This window comes from Micromonospora sp. IBHARD004 (assembly GCF_052814115.1).
Genome location: NZ_CP199934.1, coordinates 3,828,353 through 3,840,932, shown reverse-complemented (window position 1 = coordinate 3,840,932; position 12,580 = coordinate 3,828,353). Strand labels below are relative to the sequence as shown.

Here is a 12,580-nt window from a genome sequence, read left to right as displayed (position 1 = left end):
GGAAAGCTACCGGTAGAGTTTACCGTTGTCTACAGAAGACAAGTCCCGTAGTGAGGAGTTCCGATGGCGGAGAGGACGACGGTGACGAGGCCGGACGAGACGGCCCGCCGGATAGCGCCTCCGCCGAGCATGGCGCGGCTCGCCGCGGACGCCGTGCGGAAGATGATCCTCACGGGCGAGCTGCAGCCGGGTGACCGCGTGGTGGAGAACCAGCTCACCCACCAGCTCGGGGTGTCCCGGCCGCCGTTGCGCGAGGCGTTGCGCGTGCTGGAGCAGGAGGGTCTGCTCGTCCAGCAGCCCCGGCGCGGGGTGATCGTCGTCCCGATCACCCTGCACGACGTGTACGAGATCTTCACGCTCCGCGATCAGCTTGAGCGGATGGCGGTCGAGCTCGGCGTACCCGTGCGATCGCCGGATCGTCTCGAGCGCTGCCGGGCGGCGCTACGTGACCTGGAAGAGGCCGCCCGGGCCGGCGATGCCGCGACCGTCACGGATCGCGCGTTCGACTTCCATCTGGCCGTGGTGGGGTTGGCCGGGCACCGCCGGCTCGAGGAGTCCTACCGCTCCCTGTCTCTGCAGATGCGGCTCTGCATGGGCATGAACCAGCGGGCCAGGGTGGCCGGCGAGGGACTGTGGGGAATTGTCGAACGGCACCGCGCGATCCTGGAGACCCTGGAGCGCGGGGACCCGCAGGAGGCCCTCGAGATGCTCACCGACCATGGGCAGCACACCTTCGTCCTCGAACTCGGCCACTCGCTCGGCGGCCGCTCGGCCGAGGCGGAGACCTGGCTGGAACGGCTCGGCCGTTCCCGCTCCGACACCGCACCGTAGAACTGGAGGCCCCGATCGTGAGCACGCAACCGCTCGTCGTCGACCTCGGCGACCGCAGGCCGGAGATCGACCCCGCGGCATGGGCGGCCCCGGGCTGCACGGTCATCGGCTCAGTACGGCTGGCGCCCGGTGCCAGCGTCTGGTACGGCTGCGTGCTGCGCGCCGACACCGCGGACATCAGCATCGGCGCCGGCAGCAACATCCAGGACGGGTGCGTCGTGCACGCCGATCCGGGCTTTCCGACGGTCGTGGGTTCGGGGGTCTCCGTCGGGCACCGCGCCGTGCTGCACGGCTGCACGATCGAGGACGACGTCCTGATCGGCATGGGGGCTGTGGTCCTCAACGGCGCACGGATCGGTTCCGGCTCGCTGGTCGCCGCCGGCGCGGTCGTGCTGGAGGGGGCGGTGGTTCCGCCCGGCTCGCTCGTCGCGGGTCTGCCCGCCCGGGTGCGGCGCGAGCTCTCCGCGGACGAACGCGCGGGCATCGTGCGCAACGCCGAGGGGTACGCAGATCGCGCCCGTGCACACGCCGCAGCGATGTCCCTGCTCTGACGAGCACGCCGGGCGGGTCAGCCGGCGACGCGATCCGCTGCCGCGGTACGCGGGACGCTCAGTTCGTCGGCCAGGTCCTCGGCGGCCTGACGCAGCAGCGGCACGGCCCGCTCGACCACGTCGGGCGTCATGCGTGGCGCCGGCCCGGAGACCGAGACCGCGAGCCTGTTCGAGGTGCCGAGCACCGGTACGGCGACACAGCGCACGCCGATCTCCTGCTCGCCGTCGTCCATGGCGTAGCCCTGGGCCCGTACCCGGTCGATCTCCTCGGCGAACCGGCGTGGTTCGGTGATGGTGTGCTCGGTCTGGGCCGGCATGCCGGTGCGCTCGAGGAGCGCACGCACGTCGCTCGGCGGCAGGTGGGCGAGCAGGGCCTTCCCCACGGCAGTGCAGTGCGGGTAGACGCGCCGGCCGACCTCGGTGAACATCCGCATCGACTGCCTGGACTGGACCTGCGCCACGTACACGACGCGGTCACCGTCCAGCATCGCGAGGTTCGCGCTCTCGCCGAGGGCGTCGACGAGCCGGGACAGGTACGGCCGGGACCAGGTGCCCAGCAGGTGGCTCGCGCTGTCGCCGAGCCGGATCAGGCGGGGACCGAGGGAGTACTGCCGGGACGGCTCCTGCCGGACGTAGCCGAGGTCGACCAGGGTACGGATCAGCCGGTGGATGGTGGGCAGCGCGAGCCCGGACTCCTGGGCGAGCCGGGACAGTCCGATCACGCCTCCCGCGTCCGCCATGATTTCGAGCAGCTCGAAAGCTCTTTCCAGCGACTGGACGCCACCGGGCACCCGACCTCTCGGCTGCGTGCCGTCGGTAGCCAGGTCCGGGTTCGACTCGGTCACTCAGATCCTCCTTCTGCCCGGATGCGCCTGGGAGGGTCACCGGTCACGCCGCGCTATTTCCGCATCGCAGAAGTCTATCCGGCGCGGCCGGGGAACCTCCGCGCGGCTCTCCCCTTGACTTCCGTAGAGCGGAAATTACTATCCACAATGATGAAAGGGCGCGGACCGGCGCCCGACGGGGTGCCACTGAAGCCGGCGCCGGCGTCCATGCGTCGGCTCTTGCCGCGCCGAAGACTTCGGCCAGATGGCCGCGGGAGACAGGAGAAGGTGATCCGGATGCCCGAGATCGACGTGACCGGCGGCCCCGTTGCGCGCGGCGAGGAGATTCTCACCCCCGAGGCGCTGGCCTTCGTCGCCGAGCTGCAGGAGCGGTTCGGCGCCCGCCGCGACGAGTTGCTCGACCTGCGCCGCCAGCGCCGGGACGCGGTCGCCCGCAGCCATCGGTTCGATTTCCTGCCCGAGACGCGGGAGGTGCGGGAGGCCGCGTGGACCGTCGCTCCCGCCCCTGACGACCTGCGGGACCGCCGGGTGGAGATCACCGGACCGACCGAGCGCAAGATGACGATCAACGCCCTCAACTCCGGCGCCCGGGTCTGGCTCGCCGATCTCGAGGACGCGAACACGCCGCACTGGGGCAACGTCGTGGGCGGGCAGCTCAACCTGTACGACGCGGTGCGCCGGACGATCTCCTTCGCCTCCCCGGACGGCCGGGAGTACGTCCTGCGCGAGGACGGGCGGCTCGCGACGATCGTGGTACGACCGCGCGGCTGGCACTTCGACGAGACCCATCTGCTCGTCGACGGCACGCCGGTCGTGGGCGCCCTGGTCGACTTCGGCCTGTACTTCTTCCACAACGCCGAGGAACTCCTGCGCCGGGGCAGTGGCCCGTACTTCTACCTGCCCAAGATGGAGAGCCACCTCGAGGCGCGGCTGTGGAACGAGGTGTTCACCTTCGCGCAGCAGCGGCTCGGCATCGCCCACGGCACGATCCGCGCGACCGTGCTGATCGAGACGATGCCGGCGGCCTTCGAGATGGAGGAGATCCTCTACGAGCTGCGGGAGCATGCGTCGGGCCTCAACGCCGGCCGGTGGGACTACCTGTTCAGCATCATCAAGTACTTCCGCGACTCCGGCGCCGACTTCGTGCTGCCGGACCGGAACTCGGTGACGATGACCGCCCCCTTCATGCGCGCCTACACCGAACTGCTGGTGCGCACCTGCCACAAGCACGGGGCGTTCGCGATCGGCGGGATGGCGGCCTTCATCCCCAGCCGACGTGATCCGCAGGTCAACCAGGTGGCGCTGGCGAAGGTCCGCGAGGACAAGGAGCGGGAGGCCGGGGACGGCTTCGACGGTTCGTGGGTCGCCCACCCCGACCTGGTGCCCATCTGCCAGGAGGTGTTCGACCGGGTGCTCGGCGACCGGCCGAACCAGCTCGACCGGCTGCGCGAGGAGGTCTCGGTCACCGCGGACCAGCTGCTCGACGTGCGAAGCACCCCCGGCGCCGTCACCGAGGCCGGGTTGCGCAACAACATCAGCGTCGCGCTGCAGTACCTCGCCTCGTGGTTGGCCGGCAACGGCGCGGTGGCCATCAACAACCTGATGGAGGACGCGGCGACCGCCGAGATCGCCCGGTCGCAGATCTGGCAGTGGGTGCACAACGACGTCGAGCTCGACACCGGTACGACCGTCACCGGCGAGCTGGTCGAGCGCATCCTCGACGAGGAGCTGGCCAGGATCTGCGATGCCCTGGGGAAGGAGCAGTTCGACGAGGAGCGGTTCGCCCAGGCCCGGAAGCTGGTCCTCGAGGTCGCTCTGGCCGACGACTACGCCGACTTCCTCACCCTTCCCGCGTACCAGGTTTCCGCCCAGAAGTGAGCACGAGCGGCAGCTGAACCCCGGCGGGGCTGCGACAGCAGCGCCGCCGGGGGCCGGCCCCGCACCGGGAACGCGCCGTTGCGCCTGCCCTCCGGCCGTCGTCGGCTGCACCGGGGCCAGCGGCTGCCGATGGTCAGCTCGCGGCCAACGACTGGCGGACCAGCTCGAGTGGATGCCAGGCGACCCGCTGCGTGCCGTGCCGTATCTGCTGGCGGCAGGACACGCCCGTGGCAGCCACCACGGTGTCGGGTGACTCCGCCCGAACGGCCGGGAAGAGCCGGTCGTTGCCCACCGCCATCGACAGCTCGTAGTGCTCGGACTCGAACCCGAACGAACCCGCCATCCCGCAGCATCCGGCGTCCAGCTCGACCACCTCGACGCCGGGGATGCGGCGCAGCAACGCCACGGTGGCGGCCGTACCGACCTCGGCCTTCTGGTGGCAGTGCCCGTGATAGAGGATGCGTCGGCCGGACAGCCCCGACTCGCCGAGCCGCAGCCGGCCGGAGTCGATGGCCTCGACCAGCAGTTCCTCGACCTGGCGCACCCGGCCGGAGACATCCCGCACGTCGGGGTCGTCGGGAAGCAGTTGCCGGTGTTCGTCGCGCAGGGTCAGGATGCACGAGGGCTCGCACCCGACGATCGGAGATCCGGGCGTCGACGAGCGCACCAGCCTGCTGGCCAGCGACCCTGCCTTTCTTCTGGCGTCGTCGAGCAGGCCCTTGGAGAAACTGGCCCGACCGCAACATCCCCCGCTCTCCAGCCGGACCGTCCAGCCGGCGGCTTCCAGCAGCTCCACCGCTGCCCGGCCGATTCCCGGCTCCGTGAATGTGGTGAAGGAGTCGGCGAGCAGGGTCACCTCGCCCAGCGGCGCCGTCCCGTCCACCGGGCGGGCGTGGCGGCGGAACCAGCGGACGAGGTTGCGCCGCTGGAAGGCGGGCAGCGGACGGTTCGGCGTGATGCCGGCTGCTCGGTCCATCAGCCGGCGCAGCGGCCGGACGCGGCCGGGCAGGTTGGACAGCGGCGCCACGGCCGAGCCAAGGCGGTTGAGCAGCCGGATGGCGCCGAAGAGCCGCGAGCGCAGCGGTACGCCGTGGACGTCGTGGTGATGTGCGAGGGCCTCGGCCTTGAGCGACGCCATGTCCACCCCGAGCGGACACTCGCTCTTGCACGCCTTGCACATCAGGCACAGGTCGAGGATCTCGTGCAGCCGCTCGTCACCGAGCGCCGCCGCGGGGTCCGGCTCGGAGAGCGCCTTGACCAGCGCGTTCGCCCGTCCCCGGGTGGCGTGCTCCTCCTGCCGGGTCGCCATGTACGACGGACACATGGCACCGGTCGCGCTCTTGCGGCACAGCCCGATGTTCATGCACCGGTCCGCCGCCCCCCGCATGCCCCCGACAACGTCGAAGGTCAACCGCGTCCTGATCGGCGGCGCCGGGGGAAGCGCGGCGTCACGCAGGTTCTCGGTCATCGACGGCGCGTCGACGATCTTGCCCGGGTTCATGAGATTCTTCGGGTCGAAGATGCGCTTGACGGTACGCATCGCCTCGTACAGCTCTTCGCCGAAGATCTCCCGGTTGAACTCGCTGCGGGCCAGGCCGTCGCCGTGCTCGCTGGAGTTGACCCCGCCGTACTCCCGGACAAGATCCTTGATCTCCTCCGCGACCGCGCGCATCGCGCGGACCTGCTCGGGTCTGCTGACGTCCACGAACGGCCGGATGTGCAGGCAACCGACCGAGCAGTGCCCGTAGAAGCCGGCCTGGAGACCGTGCCGGTCGAGTACCTCCCGGAAGTGTCTGGTGTAGTCGGCGAGGTGTTTCGGGTCCACCGCGGTGTCCTCGACGAACGCGAGCGGACGCCGGGTCCCGCTGCCGGCGGCCATCAGCAGGCCGAGGCTGGACTTGCGCACCTTGAGCAGCGGTGCCTGCTGCTGCGGCGTCTCGGCGCGCAGCGTGTGGTACCCGTGACCGTGCCTGCTCCACAGCGCGGCCAGGCGATCGAGCTGACCGACGAGTTGGTGCTCGTCGTCCCCGCTGAAGGAGACGAAGAGCAGCGCCTCGGGGTCGCCTTCAAGGGTCCGCCCGAGGTCGGCGTACTCGATCTTCTGCCGGGACAGGTCGAGGATGGTGCGGTCCATCATCTCGACGGCCGCCGGATCGCAGGCCAGGGCATCCTCGGTCGCCTCGATGGCGGCGAGGACCGACGTGAAGTGGCCGACCGCGATCACCGTCCGGCGCGGCTTGGGCACGAGGTCCACGAGGGCCTCGGTCGCGATCACGAGGGTCCCCTCCGACCCGACGACGAACGGGGCGAGGTTGAACGACGGGTCGCCGGCGAGCCGGTCCAGACGGTAGCCGCAGGCCCGTCGCCAGTACGCCGGGAAGTCCGTCGAGATGGCGCTCGCGTACGTCTCCAGCAGGTGCGGCAACTGCCGGTAGAGGCTCCCCTCAAGCGTCTGCAGGGCGGCGCGACGGGTCCGCTCCGCCGGATCCAGCGGGGCGAAGCGGGCCCGGGAGGCGTCAGCGAGCACGACGTCGAGTTCGCGGATGTGATCGATCGTCATCCCGTAGCGGACGGACCCGCTGCCGGCGGAGTTGTTGCCGAGCATCCCACCGATGGTGGCGCGGTTGCTGGTGGACGTGTCCGGGCCGAACATCAGGCCGTGCCCGGCGGCCGCTCGGTTGAGCTGGTCCTGCACGACTCCGGGTTGCACCCGCGCCACCCGGGCGTCCGCGTCGATGTCCAGGATGCGGTGCATGTGCCGGGACAGGTCGAGCACCAGGCCGGGCCCGATCGTCTGCCCGGCGAGGCTCGTGCCACCGCCGCGCGGGACCACCGGTACGCCGTACCTCCCGGCCAGTGAGACGGCCGCCGCGACGTCGTCCGCGTGGCGCGGGAACACCACGCCGATCGGTTGGATCGCGTACATGCTCGCGTCCCGGGAGAACAGGTGACGGGTGTACGCATCGAAGCCCGTCTCGCCGTCGAGTGCGCGCTCGAGGTCCCGCGCAAGGTCCCTGCCGAGCTCCTCGACGTCCCTGCCGAGACGGTTCTGACTGACGGTCAAGGGCCTGTCCTCCACTCTGAAGTCCGTGCCACGCACGGATGACGCGAGTACGCCGGCGCGACTCAGGGACGTTGCAGGCGGTCGAGAGCCGCGTTGATCCCGGTGGTGTCGATCGGAACCCCGGCGGCGACGAGGCCCATCTGGACGCCGGCGAGGGTGCCCGCGAGCATCAGATCGTTGAAGTCACCCAGATGGCCGATCCGGAAGATCCGTCCGGCAAGCTTGCCGAGACCGGCGCCCAGCGACATGTTGTACCGGTCCAGGATGACGGCACGGATCTTGTCGGCGTCGTGCCCGTCGGGGACGATCACGGCGGTCAGCGACCCCGAGTGCTCGCGCTCGTCCGCGCAGAGCACCTCGAGGCCCCAGCCGCGGACCGTCAGTCGGGTCGCCTCGGCGTGCCGCTGGTGGCGGGCGTACACGTTGGCCAGGCCTTCCTCGTCGAGCATGCGCAGCGCCTCCCGCAGCCCGTAGAGCAGGTTGGTGGCCGGCGTGTAGGGGAAGAATCCGCGCCGGTTGGCCTCGATGATCGGCTGCCAGTCCCAGAACGACCGGTGCAGCCGCGCGCTCCTCGACGCTGCCAGTGCCTTCTGGCTGACCGCGTTGAAGCTGAGCCCGGGTGGCAGCATCAGGCCCTTCTGGGAGCCGGCCACCGTGACGTCGACGCCCCACGCGTCGTGCTGGTACTCGATGGATCCCAGGGACGAGATGGTGTCGACGAGCAGCAGCGCCGGGTGGCCGGTCGAGTCGATCGCCTCCCGCACCTCGGCGACCCGGCTCGTCACGCCGGTCGAGGTCTCGTTGTGTACGACGAGGACGGCCTTGATGCGGTGGCCGGTGTCGTCGCACAGCTTGTCGGCGACCGACTGCGGGTCGACGCCGTGCCGCCAGTCGCCTGGCACGAAGTCGACCTCGAGGTCGAGTCTGCGCGCCATCTCCTGCCACAACGTCGCGAAGTGGCCCGTCTCGAAGCACACCACCCGGTCCCCGGGACTGAGGGTGTTGACCAGGGCAGCCTCCCAGGCACCGGTGCCCGACGCCGGATAGATGACGACGGGCTGCGTGGTGCCGAAGACCGGCTTGACGGCCTCGAGCACCTCCAGTGCGAGCTCGGCGAACCGGGGGCCGCGATGGTCGATGGTGGGCGCGGCCATGGCGCGCAGCACCCGGTCGGGTGTGTTGGTGGGGCCCGGGATCTGGAGGAAGTGACGGCCGGTGGGGGTCATACCGAGGCTGCCTCTCAGGTAACAAAGTCCGCCATGCGGAAGTCGTCTACCGCATGACGGAGACCGTATCAACGAACAGCCGGGAGAGCGCAAGCATCCGACGGTCCGGCGGACGCCGCGGTCTGTCCCGGCTGGACGGTTCAGTCGGCGGTCTTGACGGTCGATGTGATGTGGCACATACTCCCGAGAACGAAATTTAGTTTTCGCATTGCGGAAACAGGACCGTGTTATGCGATCCGTGCCGTGGCGGGTGCAGCCCCCAGCTCCCGCCACCGGTACGCGTCCGTCCAGATGTCGCCTCCGCTCGTCCAAGCGGGACGGACATCTGCCAGCTCGAGTCCGAGGGAGGCAGACGGCGCACCGCCGGAAGAAGACCGAGTTGCCGGCTGGCACGGCTCTTGCCCCACCATCCCGCTGACCTCCGACCCCTCACCCGGGAGGCTCCCATGTCGGTAGAGCTCGTCTCGATCCTCGTTCTAGCCCTCATATTCCTGATAGCCACGGTCCGACCGGTGAACCTCGGCGCGCTCGCGATCGTCGCCGCCTTCATCGTCGGCATCTCCGTCCTCGACGGGGAGGACCTCGGCGAGAAGACGGATGGCGTCTTCGCCGGTTTCCCCGGCGATCTGTTCGTCATCCTCGTCGGTGTCACGTACCTGTTCGCCATCGCGAAGGCCAACGGCACGGTCGACTGGCTCATCCAGACCGCGGTCCGACTGGTCGGCGGCCGGGTCGGCCTGATCCCATGGATCATGTTCCTGGTAACCGCCTGCCTCACCGCGATCGGGGCCGTGGTCCCGGCGGCGGTGGCGATCATCGCCCCGATCGGCTTGGGCTTCGCGAGGCGGTACAAGATCAACCCCCTCATGATGGGTCTGCTGATCATCAACGGGGCCAGTGCCGGCGGCTTCTCGCCGATCAGCATCTTCGGCAGCATCACCAACGGGGTGGTCGAGAAGGCGGGGCTGCCGGGCAACCCGACCCTGCTCTTCCTGGCCTCGTTCCTCGTCAACCTCGCCATCAGCCTCGTCGCGTACTTCATGTGGGGCGGCCGCGAACTGCTCACCCGCCGGGCCCTCGACGCCGGCACCGGCACGATCGACCAAGCCGATCTGGTCAGCGCCACCCCCACCGGCACGACGAGGGACCGGCGCGCGGAGCCGGCCAACGACCCGGCCACGGAGGCAGCCTCGGACTCGGGCGTCAGCCTCGCCAACGAAGACGCCGCCAGCGCCCGTCCGGCCGGCGGCACCGTCACGGTCAGCGCGGGGTCGGCCCCTTCGCCCGTGCCCGCCCAGGCGACCAGGTCGTCGGCTGGAGCCGCCAGCACCACCACCGTGCCGGCCGAGGCGGAGGCGCCGCTCAGGCTGGACCGGGACCGAATCATGACGGTGGTCGGGCTGCTGGGCCTCGCCGTCGCCGCGCTCTTCTTCGACCTCAACGTCGGCATGGTCGCCATCACCGTGGCCGCGATCCTCACCCTGCTCTCCCCGGAGTCGGCCAAGAACGCCGTCAACCACGTCGCCTGGCCCACCGTGCTGCTCGTCTGCGGCATCGTCATGTACGTCGGCGTCATGCAGAGCATCGGCACGATCGACTGGCTCGGCAAGGAGGTCGCCACCATCGGTGCCCCGTTGATGGCCGCGCTCGTCATCTGCTTCATCGGCGGTGCGGTGTCCGCGTTCGCCTCGACGACCGGCATCCTCGGCGCCCTGATTCCGCTCGCCGTACCGTTCCTGACCGGCAACAACGCCGTCGGGGCGGTCGGGTTGATCACCGCTCTGGCGCTCTCGTCGTCCATCGTCGACTCGAGCCCGTACTCGACGAGCGGTGCCCTCACCGTCGCCAACGCGAACGAGGAACAGCGGGACTACGTGTACAAGGGCCTCATGCGCTGGGGCTTCAGCATGGTGGTGATCATCCCTGTCGTCACGTGGCTCATCTTCGTCGTGCCCGGCTGGCTCTGATCCGCACCCGGCACACTCGGCAATCTGCCGACGGCTGACCTGACGGGGCAGCGGGGAGGGACGCGCCGTCCGTCCCTCCCCGCTCCCGTTGCCGACCGAGGGTGGTGGAAGCCGGCCGCCGCAGACCCGACAGAGGACGCGACGTGTACGACGAGCAACTGGTGAGGGCCTTCGTCGAGGCGAGACGGAACGGCGTCGCCGACCCCGGCGCGACCGCCGCCGCTCACGACGTCCACGAGGCACTTGGCCTGCAGTTGGCCGTCCTCGACCAGTTGGTGGCCGCCGGCGAGCGACTGGCCGGCTGGAAGGTGGGACTCACCTCCGGCCCGCGTCGAGACGTGATGGGGAAGGGCTTCCGGCCGTTCGGTTATCTCCTGGAGAGCCGTACGCTCGGCTCGCGGGACGTGCTCGGCCATGACCGGATCAGGTCCTGCTACCTGGAGCCGGAACTGTGCCTCGTGCTGGGCGCGCCGTTGCGCGGCGACCACCTCGATCCGGCAGCCGCGAGGTCCGCCGTGCGGGCGGTCGCGCCGGCGTTCGAACTGAACGAACGCCGGTTGGGTGCGCAGGCGGACGACCCGACCACCATTGCCGACGGCCTGGGCAACTGGGGCATCGTGGTCGGCCCGGAGGCGCCCGTGCGGTCCGCCCTCACCGGGACCACGGTCGAACTGTGGCACGACGACGCCCTGGTCGCCACCCGGACCCCCGGTGATTCCATGGACGACCCGTTCCTGTCGCTGTCGCGCCTCTGCGCGCTGCTGCACCGGTACGGCCGCGGGCTCGAAGCCGGCCAACGGGTGATCACGGGATCGTTCTGCAACCAGAGCGTGCGGGGTCCGGGCACCTGGCGTGCCGTCTTTTCGGGCCTCGGAGACGTGACAGTGCGGTTCGCCTGATCCGTCGATCGTGCGATGCTCCACCATCGCTCTGATCCACGCCCGGCCAGCTTGCCGGTAGGCCAGACTGCATGGGTGAAGGCCCCGCCCACGATCAGGTGGACGCCGTGGCGGTTCGTGACCGCGTTCGGCGTTGTCAGCCTGCTGTCGGACGTGGTGTACGAGGGCGCCCGGTCAGTCATCGGCCCCTACCTGGCCACCCTCGGCGCATCCGCGACCCTCGTCGGGCTCGTCACCGGCGCGGGGGAGGCATTCGCCCTGGCCGGGCGGCTGGGCACCGGACCCCTGGCCGACCGTACCCGGGCCTACTGGCCCCTCGTCCTCGTCGGCTACGCCGTGACCATGGTCGCCGTGCCCGCACTCGGGCTGACCACCGCACTGTGGCTCGCCGCGGCGCTGTTCATCGCGGAGCGTGCCGGCAAGGCGATCCGCGGCCCGGCGAGGGATGTCATGCTCTCCCACGCCGCTGCGGCCGTGGGCCGTGGCAAGGGCTTCGCCGTCCACGAGGCCCTCGACCAGGCCGGCGGCGTTGCCGGGCCGCTGCTGGTCGCCGCCGTACTGGCCGCCACCGCCCACAACTACCGACCCGCGTTCCTCACCTTGGCCGTACCCGCCGTGGCGGGGATGCTCGTGCTGCTGTGGCTACGCGCCGGCGTGCCCGACCCGCGTCGCTTCGAGCCGGGCCCTCGACCCGGCGCAGCGCCGGCCCCGCCGACTGCCCGGCTGCCCCGCGTGTTCTGGACCTATCTGGCGTTCACGGTGTTGACCACGGCTGGTTACGCCACCTTCGGAGTGCTCAGCTTCCACCTCGCCACGCGGCACGTCGTACCGGTGGCGGTGGTCCCTGTGGTGTACGCCGGCGCGATGGGCATCGACGCGTTCGCCGCGCTGGCCTCCGGGTGGCTGTACGACCGGGCCGGCTTCCGGGTACTGGTCGCGGTACCCGTGCTGACCGCCCTGATCCCGCTGGCTGCCTTCACCACCACCATGGCGACCGCGGTCGCCGGGGTCCTGGCCTGGGGCGCCGTGCTCGGCATCCAGGAATCCACCATGCGTGCGGCCATCGCCGACATCGTCCCCGCCGCTCGGCGGGGCACCGCTTACGGCATCTTCGCCGCCGGGTTGGGCGCGGCAACTCTGGTCGGGGGGCTGCTCACCGGCGCCCTCTACGACTACTCGATCACCGCCGTGATCGTCACCGTGGCCGGCATCCAGGCCGTCGCCCTGATCCTGTTCCTCGCCATCGTTCGGCCGGCTACCCAGGCCTGGTCTCTCCGCCGGTAATCTTCCGGATCCTCGCTGCGAGGGGCCGAGGAGTT

9 protein-coding genes are annotated in these 12,580 nt (G+C 70.4%); 6 read left to right on the top strand and 3 right to left on the bottom strand.

Features of this window, described 5'->3' with window-relative positions:
• Positions 1 to 63: 63 nt before the first annotated feature.
• Positions 64 to 831 carry a GntR family transcriptional regulator gene (locus tag ACTWO6_RS18780; RefSeq protein WP_446215135.1) on the top strand — a complete coding sequence of 256 codons (768 nt, stop codon included), beginning with the start codon at positions 64 to 66 and terminating at the stop codon, positions 829 to 831.
• A 17-nt stretch (positions 832 to 848) separates the two neighbouring features.
• Entirely contained in the window at positions 849 to 1,382 is a 534-nt protein-coding gene (locus ACTWO6_RS18775; RefSeq protein ID WP_446215134.1) for a gamma carbonic anhydrase family protein, read from the top strand.
• A 17-nt stretch (positions 1,383 to 1,399) separates the two neighbouring features.
• Here ACTWO6_RS18775 and ACTWO6_RS18770 read toward each other — a convergent pair whose 3' ends face one another.
• Positions 1,400 to 2,227, bottom strand: coding sequence for an IclR family transcriptional regulator (locus tag ACTWO6_RS18770; protein ID WP_446215133.1), 828 nt, complete (start codon positions 2,225 to 2,227; stop codon positions 1,400 to 1,402).
• A gap of 276 nt (positions 2,228 to 2,503) precedes the next feature.
• Here ACTWO6_RS18770 and aceB point away from each other — a divergent pair, with 276 nt between their 5' ends.
• Positions 2,504 to 4,105, top strand: a complete 1,602-nt coding sequence (aceB, locus tag ACTWO6_RS18765; protein ID WP_446215132.1) for a malate synthase A — start codon at positions 2,504 to 2,506, stop codon at positions 4,103 to 4,105.
• 133 nt (positions 4,106 to 4,238) lie between these two features.
• On the opposite strand, the gene ACTWO6_RS18760 is transcribed toward aceB, so the two are convergent.
• Entirely contained in the window at positions 4,239 to 7,169 is a 2,931-nt protein-coding gene (locus ACTWO6_RS18760) for an FAD-binding and (Fe-S)-binding domain-containing protein (protein WP_446215131.1), read from the bottom strand.
• A gap of 62 nt (positions 7,170 to 7,231) precedes the next feature.
• Positions 7,232 to 8,395 carry a pyridoxal-phosphate-dependent aminotransferase family protein gene (locus ACTWO6_RS18755; RefSeq protein WP_446215130.1) on the bottom strand — a complete coding sequence of 388 codons (1,164 nt, stop codon included), beginning with the start codon at positions 8,393 to 8,395 and terminating at the stop codon, positions 7,232 to 7,234.
• Between the two features lie 446 nt (positions 8,396 to 8,841).
• Here ACTWO6_RS18755 and ACTWO6_RS18750 point away from each other — a divergent pair, with 446 nt between their 5' ends.
• The 3 genes from ACTWO6_RS18750 to ACTWO6_RS18740 all read left to right on the top strand — a co-directional run bounded on the left by ACTWO6_RS18750 (position 8,842) and on the right by ACTWO6_RS18740 (position 12,545).
• A complete protein-coding gene (locus tag ACTWO6_RS18750) occupies positions 8,842 to 10,362 on the top strand; it encodes an SLC13 family permease (RefSeq protein WP_446215129.1) in 1,521 nt (506 codons plus the stop codon).
• A gap of 104 nt (positions 10,363 to 10,466) precedes the next feature.
• Complete coding sequence (locus ACTWO6_RS18745) at positions 10,467 to 11,261, top strand: 2-keto-4-pentenoate hydratase (RefSeq protein WP_446215128.1); 795 nt, start codon at positions 10,467 to 10,469, stop codon at positions 11,259 to 11,261.
• 75 nt (positions 11,262 to 11,336) lie between these two features.
• On the top strand, positions 11,337 to 12,545 hold the full coding sequence (locus ACTWO6_RS18740; RefSeq protein WP_446215127.1) for an MFS transporter: 1,209 nt from the start codon (positions 11,337 to 11,339) through the stop codon (positions 12,543 to 12,545).
• Positions 12,546 to 12,580 lie beyond the last annotated feature (35 nt).

What these genes read in the sequence shown, in the direction of transcription:
- ACTWO6_RS18780 (WP_446215135.1), top strand. Translation starts at nt 64, where the DNA reads ATGGCGGAGAGGACGACGGTGACGAGGCCGGACGAGACGGCCCGCCGG.
- aceB (WP_446215132.1), top strand. Translation starts at nt 2,504, where the DNA reads ATGCCCGAGATCGACGTGACCGGCGGCCCCGTTGCGCGCGGCGAGGAG.
- ACTWO6_RS18755 (WP_446215130.1), bottom strand. Translation starts at nt 8,395, where the DNA reads ATGACCCCCACCGGCCGTCACTTCCTCCAGATCCCGGGCCCCACCAAC.
- ACTWO6_RS18750 (WP_446215129.1), top strand. Translation starts at nt 8,842, where the DNA reads ATGTCGGTAGAGCTCGTCTCGATCCTCGTTCTAGCCCTCATATTCCTG.